At 67.1% G+C, this 21,460-nt stretch carries 22 protein-coding genes; 15 read left to right on the forward strand and 7 right to left on the reverse strand.

The annotated features are described in order from the left end of the window. Positions 1–27: 27 nt before the first annotated feature. Complete coding sequence (locus OHA42_RS38585) at positions 28–939, reverse strand: LysR family transcriptional regulator (RefSeq protein ID WP_406233374.1); 912 nt, start codon at positions 937–939, stop codon at positions 28–30. Positions 940–1,010: 71 nt separating this feature from the next. Here OHA42_RS38585 and OHA42_RS38590 point away from each other — a divergent pair, with 71 nt between their 5' ends. The 3 genes from OHA42_RS38590 to OHA42_RS38600 all read left to right on the forward strand — a co-directional run bounded on the left by OHA42_RS38590 (position 1,011) and on the right by OHA42_RS38600 (position 3,539). Further along, a complete protein-coding gene (locus OHA42_RS38590; protein ID WP_406233375.1) occupies positions 1,011–1,433 on the forward strand; it encodes a nuclear transport factor 2 family protein in 423 nt (140 codons plus the stop codon). 174 nt (positions 1,434–1,607) lie between these two features. Then, the gene (locus OHA42_RS38595; protein ID WP_406233376.1) at positions 1,608–2,390 is read left to right on the forward strand and encodes a hypothetical protein; all 783 of its coding nucleotides are present in this window, start codon (positions 1,608–1,610) and stop codon (positions 2,388–2,390) included. A gap of 108 nt (positions 2,391–2,498) precedes the next feature. Beyond that, the gene (locus OHA42_RS38600) at positions 2,499–3,539 is read left to right on the forward strand and encodes a hypothetical protein (protein WP_406233378.1); all 1,041 of its coding nucleotides are present in this window, start codon (positions 2,499–2,501) and stop codon (positions 3,537–3,539) included. Positions 3,540–3,645: 106 nt separating this feature from the next. Here the strand turns inward: OHA42_RS38600 and OHA42_RS38605 are convergent, their stop codons facing one another. Both OHA42_RS38605 and OHA42_RS38610 read right to left on the reverse strand, forming a co-directional pair. Continuing rightward, positions 3,646–5,265: an acyl-CoA dehydrogenase family protein gene (locus OHA42_RS38605; protein ID WP_406233380.1), complete on the reverse strand. Its 1,620-nt coding sequence runs from the start codon at positions 5,263–5,265 to the stop codon at positions 3,646–3,648. Further along, a complete protein-coding gene (locus OHA42_RS38610; RefSeq protein ID WP_406233381.1) occupies positions 5,252–5,926 on the reverse strand; it encodes a TetR/AcrR family transcriptional regulator in 675 nt (224 codons plus the stop codon). The genes OHA42_RS38605 and OHA42_RS38610 overlap by 14 nt, the downstream gene beginning before the upstream one ends. 76 nt (positions 5,927–6,002) lie before the next feature. Between OHA42_RS38610 and OHA42_RS38615 the strand changes: the two genes are divergently transcribed. Further along, positions 6,003–6,785, forward strand: coding sequence for a crotonase/enoyl-CoA hydratase family protein (locus OHA42_RS38615; protein WP_406233383.1), 783 nt, complete (start codon positions 6,003–6,005; stop codon positions 6,783–6,785). A 5-nt stretch (positions 6,786–6,790) separates the two neighbouring features. After that, positions 6,791–8,260: a hypothetical protein gene (locus OHA42_RS38620; RefSeq protein WP_406233384.1), complete on the forward strand. Its 1,470-nt coding sequence runs from the start codon at positions 6,791–6,793 to the stop codon at positions 8,258–8,260. 186 nt (positions 8,261–8,446) lie between these two features. On the opposite strand, the gene OHA42_RS38625 is transcribed toward OHA42_RS38620, so the two are convergent. Further along, the gene (locus tag OHA42_RS38625; protein ID WP_406233386.1) at positions 8,447–9,073 is read right to left on the reverse strand and encodes a TetR/AcrR family transcriptional regulator; all 627 of its coding nucleotides are present in this window, start codon (positions 9,071–9,073) and stop codon (positions 8,447–8,449) included. Between the two features lie 103 nt (positions 9,074–9,176). On the opposite strand from OHA42_RS38625, the gene OHA42_RS38630 reads away from it, so the two are divergent. Next, complete coding sequence (locus OHA42_RS38630) at positions 9,177–10,079, forward strand: NmrA/HSCARG family protein (protein ID WP_406233388.1); 903 nt, start codon at positions 9,177–9,179, stop codon at positions 10,077–10,079. A gap of 19 nt (positions 10,080–10,098) precedes the next feature. On the opposite strand, the gene OHA42_RS38635 is transcribed toward OHA42_RS38630, so the two are convergent. Beyond that, positions 10,099–10,785 carry a pyridoxamine 5'-phosphate oxidase family protein gene (locus OHA42_RS38635; protein ID WP_406233389.1) on the reverse strand — a complete coding sequence of 229 codons (687 nt, stop codon included), beginning with the start codon at positions 10,783–10,785 and terminating at the stop codon, positions 10,099–10,101. Between the two features lie 53 nt (positions 10,786–10,838). On the opposite strand from OHA42_RS38635, the gene OHA42_RS38640 reads away from it, so the two are divergent. From OHA42_RS38640 to OHA42_RS38655, 4 genes are read left to right on the forward strand one after another with little or no spacing between them, the layout of a single operon-like run. After that, the gene (locus OHA42_RS38640; protein ID WP_406233390.1) at positions 10,839–12,233 is read left to right on the forward strand and encodes a PLP-dependent aminotransferase family protein; all 1,395 of its coding nucleotides are present in this window, start codon (positions 10,839–10,841) and stop codon (positions 12,231–12,233) included. 10 nt (positions 12,234–12,243) lie between these two features. Then, positions 12,244–12,489 (forward strand): DUF2630 family protein, encoded by a 246-nt coding sequence (locus OHA42_RS38645; RefSeq protein WP_328406398.1) that lies wholly within the window; start codon positions 12,244–12,246, stop codon positions 12,487–12,489. After that, positions 12,486–13,940 (forward strand): dihydrolipoyl dehydrogenase family protein, encoded by a 1,455-nt coding sequence (locus tag OHA42_RS38650; protein ID WP_406233391.1) that lies wholly within the window; start codon positions 12,486–12,488, stop codon positions 13,938–13,940. Before OHA42_RS38645 ends, OHA42_RS38650 begins: the two co-directional genes overlap by 4 nt. A gap of 13 nt (positions 13,941–13,953) precedes the next feature. Then, positions 13,954–15,456: a carboxylesterase/lipase family protein gene (locus OHA42_RS38655; protein ID WP_406233393.1), complete on the forward strand. Its 1,503-nt coding sequence runs from the start codon at positions 13,954–13,956 to the stop codon at positions 15,454–15,456. Positions 15,457–15,642: 186 nt separating this feature from the next. Here the strand turns inward: OHA42_RS38655 and OHA42_RS38660 are convergent, their stop codons facing one another. Continuing rightward, entirely contained in the window at positions 15,643–16,509 is an 867-nt protein-coding gene (locus OHA42_RS38660) for an Fpg/Nei family DNA glycosylase (protein ID WP_406233395.1), read from the reverse strand. A 167-nt stretch (positions 16,510–16,676) separates the two neighbouring features. Beyond that, positions 16,677–17,420: a precorrin-6A synthase (deacetylating) gene (gene cobF / locus OHA42_RS38665; protein WP_406233396.1), complete on the reverse strand. Its 744-nt coding sequence runs from the start codon at positions 17,418–17,420 to the stop codon at positions 16,677–16,679. A 39-nt stretch (positions 17,421–17,459) separates the two neighbouring features. Between cobF and OHA42_RS38670 the strand changes: the two genes are divergently transcribed. From OHA42_RS38670 to OHA42_RS38690, 5 genes are all read left to right on the forward strand, one after another. Further along, on the forward strand, positions 17,460–18,269 hold the full coding sequence (locus OHA42_RS38670; protein WP_406233398.1) for a thymidylate synthase: 810 nt from the start codon (positions 17,460–17,462) through the stop codon (positions 18,267–18,269). Further along, the gene (locus OHA42_RS38675; protein ID WP_406233400.1) at positions 18,266–18,775 is read left to right on the forward strand and encodes a dihydrofolate reductase; all 510 of its coding nucleotides are present in this window, start codon (positions 18,266–18,268) and stop codon (positions 18,773–18,775) included. The genes OHA42_RS38670 and OHA42_RS38675 overlap by 4 nt, the downstream gene beginning before the upstream one ends. 222 nt (positions 18,776–18,997) lie before the next feature. Beyond that, on the forward strand, positions 18,998–19,324 hold the full coding sequence (locus OHA42_RS38680) for a cupin domain-containing protein (protein ID WP_328406414.1): 327 nt from the start codon (positions 18,998–19,000) through the stop codon (positions 19,322–19,324). Between the two features lie 49 nt (positions 19,325–19,373). Further along, on the forward strand, positions 19,374–20,411 hold the full coding sequence (locus OHA42_RS38685; protein ID WP_406233401.1) for a Dyp-type peroxidase: 1,038 nt from the start codon (positions 19,374–19,376) through the stop codon (positions 20,409–20,411). Then, on the forward strand, positions 20,408–21,208 hold the full coding sequence (locus OHA42_RS38690; protein WP_406233402.1) for a family 1 encapsulin nanocompartment shell protein: 801 nt from the start codon (positions 20,408–20,410) through the stop codon (positions 21,206–21,208). Before OHA42_RS38685 ends, OHA42_RS38690 begins: the two co-directional genes overlap by 4 nt. Positions 21,209–21,460: the final 252 nt, after the last annotated feature.

Consider the following 21,460-nt stretch of genomic DNA (forward strand, 5'->3'; position numbering starts at 1 on the left):
ATTTGCCCCCGTGGCCGGCGAAGTCGGCTATCGGAGTCGCTGCCGCACCTCGGCGGACAACTCGGCCGCGCCATCGCGCAGCGCCTCGATGAACATGCGACGCGGCTCGGTGGCTCCGGCCTCGGATCGATAGACGACGGCCGTGCCGCGCACCGCCGCGGGATGGTCGATGCGGACGAGCGCGATCGTCGGCGGAAGCACCGGCACCGCGATGCCGGGCACCACGGTGATGCCCATACCCGCCGCGACCAGACCGAGCTTGGCAAACCAGTCGCGTGCGACGAAGGCGATGTCGGGCTCCCAGGTGGCGTCACCGAACGCACCGAGCAGGGTGCTGTTCAACTCGGTGCTGCCCGCGATCCAGCGCTCGCTACGCAACTCCGCCGGCGTGACGCTGACACGGTCCGCGAGAGCGTGGCCCCGCCCGGCCGCGATGAGCAGCGGATCGTCGAGCAGCGATTCAAGCACGAGGTCGCCGGGCAGGTTCGGTGTTGCGGTCACCACGGCCAGATCCAGCCGACCCCGGGCAACGGCGGCGAGTAGCCGCGGGCTGGTCCCCTCGCGCAGCGGCACCCGGGCCAGTCGGCTGGACGTGGCGGCAATGGCCCTTGGCACCAGCGCCGCCATTGCGGTCGAGAACGCGCCGACACGAAGCAGCGCCGGCGCACGCGCGACGAGCTCGTCGAGGTCGTGCCGGGCCGCGCCGATCCCGGCGAGCACCGTATCCGCGTGCCGAAGGATGATCCGCCCCGCATCCGTCGGCCGGACCCCGCGGGCGTGTCGCTCGAACAACGTCTTGCCCGCCGCCTGCTCCATCAGGGCTATCTGCCTGGACACCGCCGACTGCGTGTAGCCGAGATTCTCGGCGGCGGTCGAGAACGATCCACATCGGCCCGCCTCACGAACCACACGCAAGCCGACAATCGTGAATTCACCCATGCGATCTACTCATACCAAATATGCGAGACTCTCGCTTGTCGCATGCCGAGGCACTGCATAGCGTCGAATCCATGAGCGCAGCCGAAAACAAGAAACTGATCGAGCACATCTTCGACCAGATGGCACAGGGCAATACGCGGGCGATGAGTGACGCAATGGCCGACGACTTCCGCTGGACTTTCCCAGGGAACTGGTCGTGGTCCGGCAGCTGGGAGCCGAAAACTATTGTGCTGAAAGAACTTCTGCGCCCACTCATGGAGCAGTTCACCGAATACCGGAGCACAGCAGACTTCATCATCGCCGAAGACGACCGGGTCGTGGCACAGGTCCGCGGCCACGCGATCACAATTAGCGGCGAGCCGTACGAACAGACATATTGCATGATCTTCCGACTCGCGAGCGGACAGCTCACCGAGCTGATCGAGCACTGCGACACCGCGCTGGTCGAACGCGTACTCGAACCGCCCGCGGGCGGCCGTCGTCAACAAGTGTGAACTTCCCATGGGCGGCAAGACCGGACCCCGCTTACATCGATCACTTTTCCTAAACTCTGGCGGATGGCACAGCCAACTCCCTGGCAAACAGGCAAAAATCCACCCGGGCAGGTCGACCCGCCCAACCCGTCTGCGCGCGGCGCACCACGACGTCGAGTCGAGGTCCGGAGCACGATGGCCGCACTCCGACCGCATCTGGCGCGGCTCCGCGGAAATTGGGGTTACCTGGCCGCCGCAGCCGGAAGCCTAATTCTTTTCTTCACACTGTTCCAACCGTGGGTAAACGCTTCCGGGCTCGATGGCAGAATCAAAGCAACCCCCTTCGGGAAATGGCAAATATCCAGCTCCCTTGTTGCCCTGTGGTCGGGAGCACCACCGCCTCAGGCAAAAATCAATGGCACCTGGGCCGTCCTGGCCTGTGTCGCCATCGCCGTCACCTTGTTCGCCGTAGTTGTCAATCTTCGGGCTCGCACCACGGCACTGTCGCATTTGGCCGCAGGCTCTTCGGTGGCCACGGCATTATTCATCGTCTTCGCCCTTGTCCACATGAACGGCAAAGCACCCGAATTGCGGGCCATGCTCGGATACGGACGCCCGACAGATCTGGGCAGCCAGATCGGCCTGCTGATGCGCTGGGCCTCCGGCAACGGCAACTACCCGGTGCCCGGTCTCCGCAAAGTTTCGATAACCACCGCCGGTCTCACCGCTTGGGCTTGGTTCGCCGCCGCGATCGCGGTGATGTCGGCCGTCGCGGCCATCGCCCAGTGGGTCCGCAACCGCCCGGCCGGACCCATCCAGATACCGCTGCAGATACCGCTGCGCATGCCCATAGTCATCACGCGGGCATCTTCGGCCCCTGCACCTGCCCCTGCACCCGACTCCGCACCCACTCCAGCACCCGCACCCACTCCAGCGCCCACACCCACTCCAGCGCCCACACCCGACCCACCCAAGTGACACCGAAAATCTCGACCGCCTGGTGACCCCGCCGGACGGATCCGAGCTTCCCACCGGCGGTGGGTTCGGACCGAACTACAATCGTGGGACGACTCATAAGCTTGGACCATGGTGCAGCCGACGCCCTGGCAAGCGGGCAAAACTCCACAGGCGCAGGCTGTTTCGCCCAGCCGAGCAGCAGGCGGTGCGCCACGACGTCAGGTCGACGTCGCGAACGCGCTTGCCACGCTCCGACCGCTACTTGCCGCGCTCCGACCGGTACTTGTCTTGTGTCGAGGCAATTGGGGCTATCTGGGCGCCGCGATCAGCGGCGTTATCACGCTGTACGCGCTGTTCCAGCCGTGGATCAACGCTTCCTCGACCGACGGCAAGATCAAAGCCACCCCGTTCGGGAAGTTCGAAATATCCAGCTCGCTCGTGGCCCTGTGGGCGGGATCGCCACCGCCCACCGCGAAGATCAACGGCACCTGGGCTGTTCTCGCGTGCATCACCATCGCCGTCATCGTCGTCGCCGCAGTAGTCAATCTGCGGGCGCAGACTCGAGCGCTTTCGACTTTGGTGATGGGTTCTTCGATAGCCCTGACTTTTTTCGTCATCTTCGCCTTGGTCCACATCAACAACAAAGCTCCCGACGTGCGGAACATGGTCGGAAACGGCTCCGCGCGGGATCTGGGCAGCCAGGTCGGCATGATAGTGCGCTGGGCCTCCGGCAACAGCGGTTACGCGCTGCCCGGTGTCCGCAGGTACACATGGACCACTGCCGGTCTCACCTCTTGGGCATGGTTCGCCGGCGCTATGGCGGTGGTTTCGGCGGTGGCCGCTATCGGCCAGTGGGTACGCAATCGCCCGGCCGGACCCATCCAGATACCGCTGCGCATGCCCATCGTCATTACGCGGCCATCGTCTGGCCCCGCACAGCCGGCACCTGAGCCGCAGCAACCGTCGGCTTCGCCGCAGCCGGCTCCCGAGCCGCAGCAACCCTCGGCTTCCCCACAACCGGCTCCCGAGCCCCAGCAACCATCACCGGCCCCTCAACAGGCATCTACCGAAGCCGCCTCCCAGCAGGCACCTCCCGAGGCTGCCCCACGACCGGCGGCCCCCGACCCGGCCACCAAACGGCCATCTCCCGACCCCGATCAAACCAACTGACCCACCCGAGATTTCGACCACGCCCCAGCCCACTGTTGTGCGCACGAGCAAACGAAGGGATCGCGGCGACGCTGGTCGAGCGGACACTCGACCAGCGCGGCGCCGATCAGACGAAGGCGCGTTCGATGATTGCGCCGGTGTCCACGCCCGTCGGCAGGGTGCCGAAGGCGATGCCCCAGTCGTCGCCCAATCGGGTGGCACAGAAGGCATCCGCGACGGCGGGGTGGCCGTGGCGGACCAGTTGCGCGCCCTGCAGGACGAGGGCCATGAGTTCGATAATGCGGCGTGCGCGGTATTCGATATCGCTGAGGTCGGAGAGTTCCTTGCCGACGCGGGTGATGGCGTCGTCGAGACGGGGGTTCGCCCCCCGGGCCAGCGAGACCTCGTTGAAGTACGCCTCGACGGTCTCGGGCTGACGACCCATGGCACGCAACGCGTCCAGGGCGGCGACATTGCCGGAGCCCTCCCAGATCGACATCAGCGGAGCCTCGCGGTAGAGGCGCGGCATCCCGGATTCTTCGGCATAGCCATTGCCGCCGAAGCATTCCAGTGCCTCGGCCGCGTGCGAAGGCGCACGCTTGCACACCCAGTACTTGGTGACCGCCAAGGCGATTCGGCGCAGCGCCGCCTCGGCCGGATCCTGGCCTGCCCGATCGGTGGCGCCCGCCAGGCGCATCATCACCGTGGTCGCGGCGTCGGATTCGATCACCAGGTCGGCGAGCACATTACGCATCGCGGGCTGATCGATCAGCTTCTTGCCGAAGACATCCCGGTGCCGTGCGTGGTGCACCGCGTACACCGCACCGATGCGCATGCCGGTCGACGAGCCGATCACACAGTCGAGGCGGGTCATATTGACCATCTCGATGATGGTCTTGACCCCGCCCCCCTCCGCGCCGACCAGCCAGCCGGTGGCGTTCTCGTATTCGATCTCCGAGGAGGCGTTGGACTTGTTGCCGAGCTTGTCCTTGAGCCGTTGGATCCGAATCGGATTGCGGGTGTCGTCGGGCAGCACCCTGGGCAGCAGGAAGCAGGACAGGCCGCCGGGCGCCTGCGCCAGCGTGAGGAACATGTCCGACATGGGCGCGGAGGTGAACCATTTGTGTCCGACGATCCGGTAGCTGCCGTCGGGCTGCGGAGTCGCGGTGGTGGTGTTGGCGCGGACGTCGGAGCCGCCCTGCTTTTCGGTCATCGACATGCCCGCGATGAGCCCGGCCTTGGTCGACGGCTCACGAAGGCCGAAGTCGTAGGTCCTGGAACCGAGCAGCGGTTCGTATTTCGCCGCGAGCTCCGCATTGTGGCGCAGCGCAGGCACCACCGCGTAGGTCATCGAGATCGGGCACATGTGGCCCGCGTCGGCGACACCCCAGGTGTAGAACTTGGCCGCACGGGCGGTATGAGCGCCGGGCCGGTCGTCGAGCCAGGGTGAGCCGTGCAGTCCGTGCAAGACCGCGACATTCATCAGGTCGTGCCAGTGCGGGTGGAATTCGACCTCGTCGATGCGATTGCCGTAGCGGTCGTGGGTGTGCAGCACCGGCGGATACTCGTTGGCCAGCCGGCCCCACTCCTGCGCCGCGAAACCGCCCGCGAGCCTGCCGAGTTCACGCACCTCCTGCTCGGCCCAGCCCGCGCCCTCACGGTGCAGGCCCTCCAGCAGCGCCGGGTTCTGCGAGACGTCGAAAGGCACGATGTTCGGAACCTGGTTGAAGACTTCATGCGTCGGCATCGGACAACTCCTGTTTCTCTGGAGCGCCCGGGGCGCTCTGATCATCGCGCACGCCTAGCGCGCGCATCGCGAAGGCAACGAGTTCGGGGACAACGGATTCGCCGTGTGGTGCGTGGGCCAGCGGACCGACGAGCACCTCACCGATCGCACCGACCAATGCGGCGGCGCTGGTTCGCGCGTCCTGTGCGGGCAGTTCCCCGCGCGAGACACCCTCGGTGATAGCCGATTCGAAGGCCTCGGCGAAAGCGCGCCGGAAGTGCAGGCGCTCGTTGTCGACAGCCGCATCGACCGGTTCGACGAGCAGTACGTAGGCGAGCTTCGGGTTCTTCAGCGCACGCCCCGCGAAGGTTTCGACCGCGGCGGTGACGCGTTCGACCGCGGAGGCTGCGGTGTCGGCATCCGCGATCCGTTCCGCGGCCGCGGCGGTGACGGCGGCGACCTCACGGGCGACCACCTTCCGGAAGACCGCGCTCACCAGTTCGGACTTGCCTTCGAAATGCTTGTACACCGTCCCGGTCGCCACTGCGGCCTCGTTCGCGACCGCCACCATGGACAGCCCGGCAAAGCCCTCTCTGGAGAGGACCTTCGTCGCGGCCTGCACGATCAGCGCGGCCTGCGCATCGAGGCGGGCCTGCACGGCAGGGGTTCTGCGGTACACCACGCAAGAAGTGAAACACAGATTCATTTCTTGGCGCAAGGACTGTTTCCAGGCTGTTGTACGTCGTATGGTCGTGTACGTGACTGACCAAGCCAGCGGTCCCGCCGTCCGTGTCGAATACTCCGGACCCGTGACCACCGTCATCCTGCATCGCCCCGCCGCGCGCAATGCCGTCGACGGCCCGACCGCCGCCGCGCTCGCCGACGCGTTCCGCGCCTTCGACGCCGATCCCACCGCGTCGGTCGCGGTGCTATGGGGTGATGGCGGCACCTTCTGCGCGGGCGCGGACCTCAAAGCGCTCGGCACCGAGAACTCCAACCGGCCGATCGAAGACGGCGACGGCCCCATGGGCCCGACCCGCATGAAGCTGTCCAAGCCCGTGATCGCCGCCGTCTCCGGTTACGCGGTGGCGGGCGGCCTCGAGCTCGCGCTCTGGTGCGATCTGCGAATCGCCGAGCAGGACAGCACCTTCGGCGTATTCTGCCGCCGCTGGGGCGTGCCACTGATCGACGGCGGCACCGTGCGGCTGCCGCGCATCATCGGAGCAGGGCGCGCGATGGACCTGGTGCTCACCGGCCGCGCGGTGAGCGCACCCGAGGCCTTGCAGATGGGCCTGGTGAATCGCGTGGTGTCCAACGGTGATGCGCGCCGGGCCGCCGAAGAGGTCGCCGCCCAACTGGCCGCGCTGCCGCAAACCTGCCTGCGCTCCGATCGGATGTCGATGCTCGAACAGGACGGCCTCGACGAGGAAGCCGCGATCCGCAATGAGTTTCGGCACGGCATGACCGCCCTTGCCGACGGGGCTCTGGAGGGCGCCCAGCGATTCGCCGCGGGCGCAGGCCGACACGGCGCACGCGCCTGACCCGGATGGGCCGACCCAGCGCACGGAATCGACGTGACGACACCAACCGATTCGACGACACCAACCGATTCGACCCCACGGATCGGCTCGGCAGCAGCCGTCGACTGAGCGTCGTCGACGAAATCTTCCTGCGCACTCATCGCGGCCTCGGCACCCCGATCGCCCTACAGGGCCTCTGGCGCACCGCCGAACGCATCGACCCGCAGTTGCTCCGCGAGGTCCACACCGCCCTGCGTACCGGACCATTGGGCCGCCGCGTAGTCCGCCCGCGCGTACCAGGCGCCCGCCGATCGTGGCAACCCAACATCAGGGCCCACCCACTCGACAGCATCGCCGAGCCGATCCCCACCGAAGCACTTCTCGACTGGGCCGACAGCCGTGGCGCCGACCTCGACCCCGAGTTCGGCCCCGGCTGGCGACTGTCGGCCGTAGCCCTCGATGACGGCGGAACCCTTGTCTCCCTGACCTGTTCACACGCCATCGCCGACGGCCGCGCACTCGTTCTCGCGGTCGACGAAGCCCTGCGCAGCCGGGCCGCAAGGCATCCCGCCGCATCCGACGGCGGTTCCGGCACGAGCTCGACAGCACCGCAATCACCTCGAGCCGGCGCCGCCCGTCCCGTCGACTACACGCCGAGCGGATCGGACCCGATCGATTCGGTGAACCTCGCCAATCAATCGACTAATTCCATTGCCTCGAAATCGGATTGGGCCGATGCGCTGCGACAGTGGTCGATCGTGTTGCGCGGCACTGCCCGCGCATTTCGCAATGGCATTCCAGCACGCCCCGGGACAGCCCCAGCGGACCGTACCCGCGCCGGTTCCAGCATTGCACCGACGCACAGCGCGATCATGCAGTGCGCGGTATCCGACTGGGACCAGGCGGCCGCCGCACAGGGCGGTACCGCCAACAGCCTGTTCATCTGGCTGGTCGCGAACATACTGTGGGCCACTGGATTCCCCCACGCGACGATCGACGCCAGCCTCCCCGTCGACACCCGAGATGAACGCCGTGTCGACAACGATCTCGCGATGACGGAGATCACCGTCGACCGCGCCGATACCCCCGCGACGATTCGCGAGAAGTCCCGCATCGCCTACGAGCGTCGCATGTCCAGCCCCGGCGGCATGCCCGAGGAACTGCTACAGGTGATTCCCGACCGCTGGGCCTATGCGCTGTCCAAGGGCGCCGGTGAACGAGACATCCTGTGCTCCAACATCGGAACCCTCCCCGCGTCCCTGCGCACCCTCGGCCCACACCACTGCACCGGCGTCGCCGCCCGCGCCATCCACCCCGGCCTCACCGCGAACCTGCTCCCCAGCACCCGCCTATCCGGGTACCTGTGCCGCATAGCCGACGACTACGTCTTGTCCCTGGTCGGCCTCGACCCCACCCGCATCGAATCCACCTCAGCGTTAAGGGATCTCGTTCGCACGACAGCAGCAGATCGGCATGTGCCGCTCACCATGTGGTGACGAGCCGCTCTATCCGACGCCCGGCGCGTCCGGCGGCGCAAGCGGCGCACCGCACTCGTCGTCGTCCTATGGGTAGTCGAGGCTGGATGAGGGTAGTTTTCGAGCCCGTCAGGCGCACCAATTGGGCGTGGTGAATCCCTTGGCGAACGCACAGTGACCGGACGGTCCGCAGCTCCGCGGATCGCCCTAGTCTTCGTCGACTACCGGCGAAGCTGTGACCGGCTCCCGGAAACGAATGCCGTCCATTACCAGTGAGATCAGCTGTTCGGCTTGCTCGCCGCCGTCCAACTCTCGCTCGGTGACGAAGGCGATCGCGTTGACGAGTTTGAGTAGTTGTGCCGCCGTGATATCAGGGCGCACGGCTCGGGACTGCCGAGCTCGGGTGAGCAGTGCTGTCGCGGCGGCGAATATCGTTTCGCGGCACCACGACATATCCGATCCCCCGTTGTGCAGGGCGGCCGTCAGTGCGGCAACCAGCCCACGTGAGGTACTTCCGTGGGCAGCGACAGCCCGCAACCAGGTGGCCAGTGCCTCGCCCGGCGCTTGCGCGGTAAGCAGCTCCCTGGCCTCTTCCGAGAGTGCCTCGATCTGGTCGCGGTGAACAGCTTCCAGCAGTGCCTGCCGTGTCGGGAAGTGCCGGTAGAGCGTCGCGTTTCCGACTTCGGCACGCCGAGCGATGTCGTCGAGAGACGCGTCGATGCCGTGCTCGGCGAACGCTGTCCTGGCGGCGACAAGCAGCTGTTCGTAGTTACGCCGCGCGTCGGCGCGCATTGGACGCTGGGCGAGACCGTCCTGGCCCTTCGGTTTCGTCACGAGTCTCTCTCGGGTTGCCAAACGGGGATAGTCCCCATATCGTAACAGCAGAGAAACGGGGACACTCCCCAATTAACTGTGGTGGGACACGATGGAGGAAGACATGCCTGCAGAACACCCGATTCTCGTAACGGGCGCCACCGGGTGGCAGGGCGGCGCCGCGGCGCGACACCTGCTCGCGAATGGCTGGCGGGTCCGGGTGCTCGTCCGCACGCCGGGCAGCCGAGCGGCTCAGGCACTTGCCGAGGCCGGTGCCGAACTCGCTCCGGGCGACATGGACTCCCGCACCTCGCTCGATGCCGCGATGCGGGACGCGTACGGAGTCTTCAGCGTCCAGCCGACCCAGGGCTATCCCGGCACCCCGACCGAATTCACCATCGATGACGAAATCCGACTGGGCGTCAACGTGGCCGACGCAGCGAAAGCCGCTGGCGTTCAACACTTTGTCTACGCCTCCGTCGGCGGCGCGGACCGCAAGACCGGCATTCGACGATGGGAGAGCAAGCGGCAAGTCGAGCGGCACATCGACAACCTCGGCCTGCCGGCAACGATCCTGCGCCCGGTCAGATTCATGGAGAACCAAGCCGACCCGCAACTCGGCGTGCGGGACAGCACCCTCGCCGATGTATTCCTCCCCGAAGTTCCCGTGCAGCTCATCGCCGTGAGCGATATCGGCGCCTTCGCCGCACTGGCCTTCGGCAGCCCGCACGAATACCTAGGTAAGGCAATCGAATTGGCGGGCGACGAACTGACCATGCCACAGATAGTCGACGCGATCACCAATGCCACCGGACACCCCGTCACCTACCGTCACATCCCACGAGAAGCACTCGAAGGACGAGACCCCGACGCGATCGCGGGTTACATCGTCGCCAACGAAAAAGGCGGCTGGCAGGCCGACATCCCCGCCCTACGCAAACTGCACCCCACACTCATGACCTTCGACACCTGGCTCACCAAAGAAGGCAAAGCGAAATTCGACACACTCCTGCGCAACCAGCCCTGAGCCGCGGGGCGAGGTGTGATCACAATGCCGTGACGGCGTCCGCGCGGTCGAGTACATCCCGCGGCACCTCGATGCCGGGCTCGAGATCCGCCGAAGGCACCGGCGTATCCCACGCCCGACGCACGGGCAGCACGCCCGCCCACACACCGCCGGCCTCGATATCCTCCGGATCGTCGTTCGGGCCACCGGTCCTGACCTTCACCGATGCCTCGGTGAGATCGAGCGCGAGCACCTTGGTTGCGGTCAGTTCCTTTTTGTTGGGCCTGCGGACCCGATCCCATGCGCCGGGTGCGGAGTGCTCGATCACTATGCGCAGCGCGTGCATCCGCGCTTCGGGGTCGGTCACCTCCACGGCGCGGCCGCGCACCACTGCCGAGCGGTAGTTCATCGAGAAGTGCATGGCCGAGCGGGCGTAGATGAGGCCGTCGACGAGGGTGACGGCGATGGAGATATCGCCGTCGAGTGCGGCCCTCAGGTTGCCTGCACCGGTCGAGCCGTGCAAGTAGAGCGTGTCGCCGGCACGCCCGTAGACGGTGGGTATCACCACGGGAGAGCCGCCGAGCACAACACCGAGGTGGCAGACCAGTCCCGCGTCGAGGACCGCGTCCAGGTCGGCCCTTTCGGTCCTGGCTCGTTCCTTTGCGCGGGTCGGTGTGCTGCGCGGGGTCGGCGAGAGCGGAGGCCGAGCAGTAATCGACTTGGTCATAGCACTATCCTGAAGCGGAAAGTGGCATTCTGAAATAGCCAATTCAAGTAAAAATGAACAGTCCAATTCCGGAGGACCTGGTGCTCGACGAGCTCCCGCTCATACTCGATCGCGATGCCGCGCAGCCGCTGTCTGCACAGGTCGCAGCAGGTTTGCGGGCCGCGGCGAGCACCGGAGTGCTGCGGACCGACGACCGGCTGCCTTCCTCGCGGTCGCTCGCGCAGCGGCTCGGGGTGAGCCGCACCGTCGTCGCCGCGGCCTATGACCAGCTGCACGCCGAGGGCTGGATCGCAGGCAAGCGCGGATCGGGCACCTACCTGACCACCGCCCCCGTCGCGAGTCCTACCCGGCCGAGCGCCTTATCCGGATCGACGGACAACCCGGAGCTTCTCGACCTCGGCCCCGGCGCACCCTGCGTCGAAGCCATCGACCAGCCGGCCTGGCGACGGGCCTGGCGGGCCGCCTCCGACATCGTCCCGATGGTCCGCAAGGACCGCGGCGGTGAGCCGGAGTTCCGGTCGACGATCGCCGAACACCTGCTGCGGCACCGCGGTCTCGGCGCGAACAGCGACACCGTCGTGCTCGCCACTGCCGGAACCAGTTCGGCGGTCGGCGAACTCGCCGCCGCGCTGCTGCGACCCGGCGATGCGATCGCGATGGAGGACCCCGGCTATCAACGCGCCGCGGGCGCGTTCCTGGCCGCGGGGGTCCGGGTACTGCCCGTCCCCGTCGATGCCGAGGGACTGCGGGTCGAGCTGCTGCCGCCCGGCATCAAAGCGGTGTATTGCACACCGGCACACCAGTTTCCGATCGGCGCGCGCATGCCGGCGGCGCGCCGGGTTCAGCTCGTCGAATTCGCCCGACAGGCAGGCGTGCCCATCATCGAGGACGACTACGACGGCGAGCTGCGCTACGACACAGCGCCTTTGCCGTTGCTCGCGGCGATGGCACCGGACGTGGTCGTGCACCTGGGCACCACGAGCAAGATCTTGTCACCGAGCCTGGGAACCGGCTGGTTGGTCGCAATGCCGGAGATCGCCGACGCGGTGCTCGCGCACCGAGAGCTGACCGGCACCGGGCCGAGTCCGGCGGGCCAGCGAGTGCTCGTCGAATTCGCCAGGCACGGTGACCTGGCGCGACACCTACGCAGGCTGCGCCGTGCCCTGCCACCGCGCCGGGCACTGGTGGTCGATGAGCTGCGCCGGCGGGGTCTCGAGGTGGTCGGCGACGACGCAGGTTCGCATGTCGTGGTGCCGTTGACATCGGCGGCGGCCGAGCAACAGGCCATCGCCGAGGGCCGGGCGCGCGGCATCGCCCTCGACGGATTGGCCCGCCACCACATCGGCGCGCAACGGTCCTTCGGCGTCGCCCTCGGTTACACCGCGCTCAGCTGGGCCGACCTGGAGAACGCCGTTCCGTTGGCCGGAGATTGCCTGGCCCGGTCGTAGCATGGTCTCCATGACCGAACAGGACATCCTGGCGCGTATCAAGAATTTGGTCGACCGCGAGCACGATCTGCGGTCCAGAGCGACGGCAGGTGAGGTCGATCCGATAACCGAGCGGCAGCAACTCGCGGAGCTCGAAGTCATGCTCGATCAGGCCTGGGATCTGCTGCGGCACCGGCGGGCGCGCATCGATCAGGGCGGCTCGCCCGACGATGCACAGGTCAATTCGGCCCGTCAGGTCGAGGGCTATCTGCAGTGACCTCGGGGCCGGAGACCACCGAGTACGACGTCATCGTGATCGGTGGTGGGCCTGCCGGGGAGAACGCGGCCGCCTACGCCATCGCAGGTAGCGAGCGCACCGCGGCCATCGTGGAGCGCGAACTGGTCGGTGGCGAATGTTCATATTGGGCCTGCATGCCGAGCAAGGCGCTGTTGCGACCCGTGCACCTGTTGTCGAGCGCCCAGGCAATGGCCGGAATCTCCGCGAGCGGCCTCGACGTCGAAGCGGTGTTGCGCAGACGAGACAGCTTCACCCACAACCACGATGACAGCTCGCAGGTGCAGTGGGCCACCGACAACCGGATCGACGTGATCCGCAGCAGCGGCCGCCTGGCCGGCGCACGGCTCGTCGAGGTCGAGGGCCGCACGCTGCGCGCCAGGCACGCCGTGGTGCTGGCTACCGGAACCACCGCCAGCGTTCCGGACATTCCCGGCCTGCGCGAGGCACTCCCATGGACCTCGCGGGATGCCACCAACCTGCACGAAGTCCCCCGGCGGGTGGTGATCGTCGGCGGCGGTGTCGTCGCCTGTGAGGCCGCGACCTGGCTGGCCGGTCTCGGTGCCGAGGAGGTCACGCTGCTGGTGCGCGGGAATTCACTACTCGGCAATGCCGAACCGTTCGCACGGGAGCGCGTGGCCGCCGGATTGGCCGACGCGGGTGTCCGGGTCCGCTTCCGGACCCAGCCCGCGCAGGTGGAGCGCGCGGACGCGAAGGACACCGGCGAGGGGCGCATCCACGGCGGCCCGGTGACCGTGCGGTTGCGTGGCGATGACGTGGATTCGGATAATGCCCGGATCGAGGCCGACGAGATCATCGTGGCCGCCGGGCGCGGACCGGCCACCGAAACACTCGGCCTGGCCACGGTCGGATTGCCCGATGGCCCGGTCGAGGTGGACGACCAGCTGACCGCGCGCGGTGTCGAAGGCGACTGGCTGTACGCGGTGGGCGATGGGAACGGGCGCGTCGCATTGACACACATGGGCAAATACCAGGCCAGAGTGTGTGGGGATGTCATTGCCGCACGGGCGGAGGGCCGGAAGCTTTCCGATGCGCGGTTCGCCGCGACCGCCGATCACCAGCAGGTCCCGCAGGTCGTATTCACCGCACCCGAGGTTGCCTCGGTCGGACTCACCGAGGCGGCGGCGCGCACAGCTGGGTATTCGGTGGAGACCGTGGAGATCGACATCGCCGTCGCCGGTTCGTCATTGGCGCGCGACGACTATTCCGGGCGCGCCAAGCTGGTGATCGACGCCGCCGCCGACACCGTGCTCGGTGCGACCTTCGTCGGCCCCGAGGTCGGCGAGCTCATCCACGCGGCGACCATTGCCGTGGTCGGCAAGGTACCGCTGGCAACACTGTGGCACGCAGTGCCTTCCTACCCGACGGTAAGCGAGCTCTGGTTACGTCTGTTGGAAGCACGTCGAACGTAGTTACCATCGGTAGATGGCAGATATCACGACCGCCGACGGAGTTGTCCGCGGTCACCGCGGCCGTCGCGTGGTGCGCTGGCGATCCCTTCCATACGCGGCGGCTCCGGTGGGAGACCTGCGCTTTCGTGCACCGCAACCGGTAGTCCCGTGGACCGGCGTCCGGGTGGCGACGCGATTCGGTTCGGCCGCGATGCAGCACAGGTCCGGTGCGCGGATCGGGCCGCGCCGCTACCAGCCGACCAGCGAAGATTCGTTGACACTCAATGTCGTTGCACCGGCGGAGCACTCGTCGACACCGCGTCCGGTGCTGGTGTTCATCCACGGCGGTGGCTATGTGATCGGCACGTCGGCGCTGAGCCTGTATTCGGGCGCGCGGCTGGCGGTGCGCGGCGATGTCGTCGTGGTGTCGCTGAACTACCGACTCGGCGCGTTCGGCTATGTCGACTTCGGCGAATTCGGCACGCCGGAGCGGCCTTTCGATGCCAACCTCGGGTTGCGCGATCAAGTCGCCGCATTGACTTGGGTGCAGCGCAATATCGCGGCATTCGGGGGCGATCCCGGCAATGTCACCGTCTTCGGTGAATCCGCGGGCGCGCACGCGGTGCTCTCGCTGCTGGCCACACCCGCGGCCGAGGGGTTGTTCCACCGCGGCATCGCACAGAGCCCGCCCGCCGATTGGGCGATGAGTTCCGATGATGCCCGCGCCTTCGCCCGCCGCTGCGTCGAAGCTCTCGGTGCCACTGCGGAAAACGCGGCCGACGCGCTGATCGCGGCCGACGCGAACGAGATTCGCCGCGCGGTCGACCGGAGCAGCGGGCGGGTGCTGCGGGAACACCCCGGCCTGTTCCCCATCGCACCGACAGTCGACGGCGCCTATCTGCCGAAGGCCCCGATCGAGGCGATCACCGATGGCGCCGCACACCGGGTGCCGCTCATCATCGGCACCAATCGCGAGGAAGGCACCCTGTTCGCGAAGTTCGCCGATGACCTGCCCACCGACCCCGACCGACTGCACCGGCTGCTGTCGCGGGCGGGCGACGAAGCAGAATCCCGGGTCACCGCCGCGTATCCCGGCTATCCCGCGCCGAAGGTCGCGGTGCGCATGGGTGGCGACTACGTCTTCTGGCGGCCCTCGGTCACCGCGATGGAAGGCCACAGCCGCCACGCACCCACGTATGCCTACCGCTACGATTTCGCCCCGCGCGCATTCCATCTCGCGGGCGTCGGCGCGACCCACGCGACCGACTTGATCCCGGTATTCGGCGCGGTCGACTCCCCCTTCGGGCGGGCCATCACCGCAGCGGGCGGGCGCCGTGGCCTGCGCGCGGTGACGCGCCAGTTCCAGGACAACTGGCTGTCCTTCGCCCGCAACGGCGTACCCCTGCCGTCGTGGCCCGCCTACACCGAGGACCGCCGGACCACCTTGATCATCGATGATCCGACCCGGCTGGAAAACGACCCGGACGCAGCGAAACGCAGTGCCTGGCAAGGCATCGGGGTGCCGACGCTGACGTGAGGTCCGAACCGGACCGGTCGCGAGCGATGCACCAGGGCGACGTCTGCAAATGGCGCTGACCGGCAGCCCGTGCTGCCGCCGAGTGAGGTTTGGTCAACCGAGCAATAACTGGGGCGTGACCGCGGATGGGCTCTGTGCACGGCCCGACATCCGGCTGCACACCGGCATGCTCGCCATACCGGTCGGCTACTTCAACAGCCGCGACATCCGCCGATCGGCCAGCACCTTGCCGCCGGTCTGGCAGGTCGCGCAGTACTGGAACGAGCGCTCGGCGTAGGAGACCTCGCGGACAGTGTCGCCGCAGATCGGACACGGCAGCCCGGTGCGCGCGTGTACCTGCATGCCGGAACGCTTTTCGCCCTTGAGGCGGGCGGCATCCTGGCCGACCGATCGTTGCACCGCGTCGGTGAGCTCGGCCCGCATGGCCGCATACAGTGTCGAGATCGTTTCCGCCGACATGGTTTTGGTGTTGGCGAAGGGAGAGATCCGCGCGGTGTGCAGGATCTCGTCGGAGTAGGCGTTGCCGATCCCGGCGATCAGCGCCTGGTCGACGATCGCGGTCTTGATGCGCTGGGAAGTGCCGTGCAGGATTTCGGCGAACTGCGCCTCGGTGACGTCGAGCGCGTCGGGGCCGAGGCGGGCGATGCCGGGTACCACCTTCGGATCGTCGACGATATAGACGGCCAGCCGCTTCTTGGTGCCCGCCTCCGTCAGATCGAAGGCGGGCGTCGCCCCTTCCTGCGTGAAGAAGTGCACACGCAACGCCAACGGTCCCTTGCCCGGTTTCGGCGGTGTCGTACTCGGCTCATCGATCCAGCGCAGCCAGCCGCCCCGGGACAGATGCGTGATCAGCCACAGTCCACCGCACTCGAGCCCGAGAAACTTGCCGAACCGGCCCGCCCCCGTCACATCCCGTCCGGACAGCGCCGTCACCGGCGGGTCGAACGTCTTCACCGCGCTCAGCGCGGCTACATCGACACGCCCCACAACAGCGCCGACCGCATGTTCCCGCAGGAACTGCGCCAACGCCTCCACCTCGGGTAGCTCGGGCACGAATCCCAGGCTACCCGGGAGCACCGACAAAACAGCTGGATGCGCAGCAGCAACACCGCCCGCCTCCGCGCGCAACGAGGGATTAGCGAGCGTAGTGAAATGGTGGCCCCACAGCTCCCTACGCACCCACCGTTCCACCACCGCAGATAGCCACTTTCGTGCGCACGCTATGTGTCGACGCGAAGTAGGTAGATGTCCATGATCCAGCCCTTTTCGGCACGCAATTCCGCACGGCGTCGGACGATCTCGTCCTCGACCGCACGCAGCGGGCCTTCGATGAGGGTCTCGTCGGGCATGCCGAGGTAGGCGCCCCACCAGATGTGCACATTGTCGCCGGGGACTTCGGTGAAGGCACAGTCGCCGTCCAGCATCACCAGGTTGGAGCCAGGGCCGAGACCCTCCGTGCGCAGGCGCCTGCCCGTGGTGATGTGCACCGGTTCGCCGATGCGGTGCAGCACCATCCGGTGCCGGGCGGCCAGCGCCTGGACGCTGGTGACGCCGGGGATCACCTCGTAGTCGAAGCTCTGCGCACCACGCTCGAGTACCCGTTCGATAATCCGCAAGGTGCTGTCGTACAGCGCAGGATCACCCCACACGAGAATGCCGCCGACTCCGTCGACCTGCGCGAAAGCTTCCTCCAGCAGTGCCGAGCGGCGGTCGTGCCAGTCCTCGACGACGCCCTGGTAGTCCGCGGGCATGCGGTCGCGCGGCGGGTCGGGAATCTCCACGATCCGGTAATCGCCCTCGAGGTGCTCGGTCAGGATGGCGGTCCGCACGTCGACGAGCTCCTGCTTCTCGACGCCCTTGCCGATGACGAAGAACACCTCGACCTGCCGCATGGCCTTGATGGCCTGCACCGTCACCTGGTCAGGGTCGCCGGCGCCGATGCCGATCACGTAGAGCTTGCGCATGTGCGGAGAGCTTGCCAGGCATCAGTAAACTCGCGAGGCGTGGCCACCAATGCTCGCGATACCCAGTACGAGGACCTGCTCCGTCTGGTCCTGGACTCCGGGACGGCGAAAGCGGACCGTACCGGGACCGGCACCCGCAGCATCTTCGGCCACCAGCTGCGCTACGACCTCGCGGCGGGCTTCCCGCTGATCACCACCAAAAAGGTGCATCTGAAGTCGATCGTCTACGAGCTGCTGTGGTTCCTGCGCGGCGATTCCAACGTCTCCTGGCTGCAAGAGCACGGCGTTTCCATCTGGGACGAATGGGCCGACGCCGATGGCGAACTCGGCCCGGTCTACGGCGTGCAGTGGCGGTCGTGGCCGACGCCGGACGGCGCCCACATCGACCAGATCTCCGAGGTGCTGCACACCCTGCGCAACAATCCGGATTCGCGTCGCATGATCGTCTCCGCCTGGAACGTGGCCGAGCTGGACAGGATGGCGCTGGCTCCGTGCCATGCGTTCTTCCAGTTCTATGTGGCCGACGGCAAGCTGTCCTGCCAGCTCTATCAGCGCAGCGCCGACCTGTTCCTCGGCGTCCCGTTCAATATCGCCAGCTATGCGCTGCTCACCCATATGGTGGCCCAGCAGACCGGGCTGGAGCCCGGCGACTTCATCTGGACCGGCGGTGACTGCCACATCTACGACAACCACATCGAGCAGGTCACCGAGCAACTCACCCGCGACCCGTACCCGTTCCCGACGCTGCGGCTGCACCAGGCGCCGACGCTGTTCGACTACACCTATGCCGACGTCGACATCGTCGACTACCAGCATCACCCGGCCATCAAGGCCCCGGTGGCGGTGTGAGCGGACCGGACCGGACGATCGGGCTCATCTGGGCGCAAACCCCTGAGGGGGTAATCGGTTTCGAGAACACCATCCCCTGGCGCGTGCCCGAGGACATGGCGAATTTCAAGGCCGTCACCATGGGTCATCCCGTGGTGATGGGCAGGCGCACCTGGGACTCGCTACCACCGAGATTCCGCCCGCTCGACGGCCGCCGCAACATCGTGGTGACCAGGCAATCCGACTGGTCCGCCGAGGGCGCCGAACGCGCAGGATCGCTGCCAGAGGCGATGGCCATGAGTACGCCGGGCACCGTGTGGATCGCGGGCGGCGGCGAGATCTATCGCGCCGCTATGGATTTCGCGACGGACCTGCTCGTCACCGAGGTCGACACCACCGTGGACGGCGACGCGTACGCACCTCTCATCGGCCCCGAATGGCATGCCGTCGAACCGGCGCAGTGGCGGGAGTCGACGACCGGGCTGCGCTTCCGTATCCGGCACTACATCCGCCACCGATCCGACTAGTCGGCAAACCTCCGGCGTCGGTCAGCCGCAGCAGCACAACACCGTTCGACCGGTGGGAACGGCCGTGAACACGCCGCACCGAGGGCAGGCGATCAAACCTGGCCCGCGGCGCGCAGACGTCGGGCATACTCCTGAATAGGCGGCGGTTCGGACATCCGTCCACCCGCCGCCCACCAGCCCGAATCACCAGCCCGGGTGGATGTGATCTGCGAAAGGCGGTCCATGGACAAGAAATCGCTGACAGCGGTTGCTCGCCAACAGCTCAAGTTGGCAGCCACCGCCACGAGCGGGCGCAGTTCGCAAACCATTTACGGCGGACACGCCAATTCGCTGCGCCAGACCGTTGTCGGTCTCAGCGCGGGCCAGAGTCTGGCCGAGCACGACAACGCGGGCGAGTCGACGCTGCTGGTACTGAGCGGCACGCTGACGCTGATCAGCGGCACCAACGAATGGAAGGGCTCGGCCGGTGACCTGCTGGTTGTGCCGAAAGCACGACACAGCGTCAAGGCCGTGGACGACGTCGCGTTCCTGCTGACAGTCGCCAAGTAGCCCGCACCGCTCGACCGGTGTGTCGGCGCCGGCCACTACGCTGTTGATCATGGGTGAGCCGCAGCCGATCCTCGAACCGCTCACACCGGCCGCGATCTTCCTCGTCGCCACCATCGACGAGGGCGGAGAGCAGACGGTGCGCGAGGTGCTCGCCGATCTGTCCGGATTGCGCCGTTCGGTCGGGTTCCGGTTGCCGGGATCCGGACTGACCTGTGTGACGTCGATCGGCTCGGCCGCGTGGGATCGGCTGTTCACCGGACCGCGACCCGCCGAGTTGCACGACTTCCCCGGTTACGACGGCGCACACCACAAAGCCCCCGCCACACCGGGCGACCTGCTGTTCCACATCAAAGCCGAAGTGCAGGACGCCTGCTTCGAGTTGGCGATGCTGCTCAGTGACCGACTCAACGGCGCGGTGACCATCGTCGACGAGACCGTCGGTTTCCGCTACTTCGAGCAGCGCGATCTGCTCGGCTTCGTGGACGGCACCGAGAATCCCGAAGGCGCCTCGCGAACCTCGGACGCAGGACGGGTGGCACTGATCGGCGACGAGGACCCCGACTTCGCGGGCGGCAGCTACGTGATCGTGCAGAAATATCTGCACGCCATGACGGACTGGCGCGAACTACCCGTCCCCGAGCAGGAACGGGTCATCGGCCGAACCAAGCTGGACGACATCGAGTTCTCCGACGCGGACAAGCCCCTGAATTCCCATGTCGCCGTGAACACCATCGTCGATCCCGATGGAACCCAACGTCAGATCCTGCGCGCCAATATGCCGTTCGGCAGCATCCGCGATGACGAATTCGGCACGTACTACATCGCTTACGCCGCCACACCCAGCGTCACCGAGGCCATGCTCACGCGGATGTTCCTCGGCTCGGACGAGGCCGAATACGACCGAATTCTGGACTTCTCCACCGCGGTCACCGGCACGTTGTTCTTCACACCGCCCCAGGACTTCCTCGACGCTCCCCCGGACGCTCCCGAGGTCGAGGAATCTTCGAGCGCCGAGGGCGTTGACAAGTCGGACACCGGAGACGGATCACTCGGTATCGGCACGTTGAAAAGGAGCACGCAGCAATGAACAACCTCCATCGCGAACTCGCGCCGATCACCTCCGAGGCGTGGACGGCAATCGAGGAAGAGGCGACGCGAACCTTCAAGCGGCACATCGCCGGACGTCGCGTCGTCGATCTGTCCGGCCCGCACGGCACCGATTACTCCGCCGTCGGTCTCGGGCGCACCACCGCGATCGCCGCGCCCGACGTGGGCGTGCAGGCCCGTCAGCGCGTTGTCGCGCCGCTGGTCGAACTGCGGGTCCCGTTCGCACTGTCGCGCGATGAGCTCGACGATGTCGAGCGCGGCGCCAAGGACACGGATCTGGATCCGGTGAAGGAGGCCGCGCGACGCATCGCGTTCGCCGAGGACCGCGCCATCTTCGAGGGCTACCCGGCCGCGAATATCACCGGTATCCGGGCAAGTTCGTCCAACGAGGCGATCAGCGTGCCGAGCGACCCGCGGCTGGTACCCGAGGCCGTCACCCAGGCGCTCAGCGCGCTGCGGCTGGCGGGCGTCGACGGCCCGTACTCGGTGCTGCTCAGTGCGGACCTGTACACGGCGGTCAGCGAGACGTCCGATCACGGCCACCCGATCCGCACCCATATCGAACGCCTGATCCCCGACGGCGAGATCATCTGGGCCCCCGCGATCGACGGCGCGTTCGTGCTGACCACCCGAGGCGGCGACTTCGACCTGCAACTCGGCCAAGACCTGTCGATCGGCTACCTGTCGCACGACGCCGAGTCGGTGCAGCTGTACTTCCAGCAGAGCCTGACCTTCCTGGTGTACACGGGCGAGGCCGCGGTCGCGTTGGAGGCCTGAGTTCGAGATTTATCCCGTAGCGGTGGGTGTGGTGTCGGTTGTGGGTGTCTGCCGACGTCGTGATGTGGTGTGATGCAACTGTTTTGGGAGCATTTGGGGTGGGCCGCCGAGGGCATGACGGGCGCGGCACAGGGCGCCTGGCGCACTGCCCGACCGGTCGTCAGCCCAGGCGTTGCTCAGCGGGGGTGGAGTGCAGCGAGTCGATGGAGGCCTCCAGCTCGATCGTCGCTTCCTCAGCGATGGGCGCCAGGG

This window comes from Nocardia sp. NBC_01009, assembly GCF_045208035.1.
Lineage (GTDB): Bacteria > Actinomycetota > Actinomycetes > Mycobacteriales > Mycobacteriaceae > Nocardia.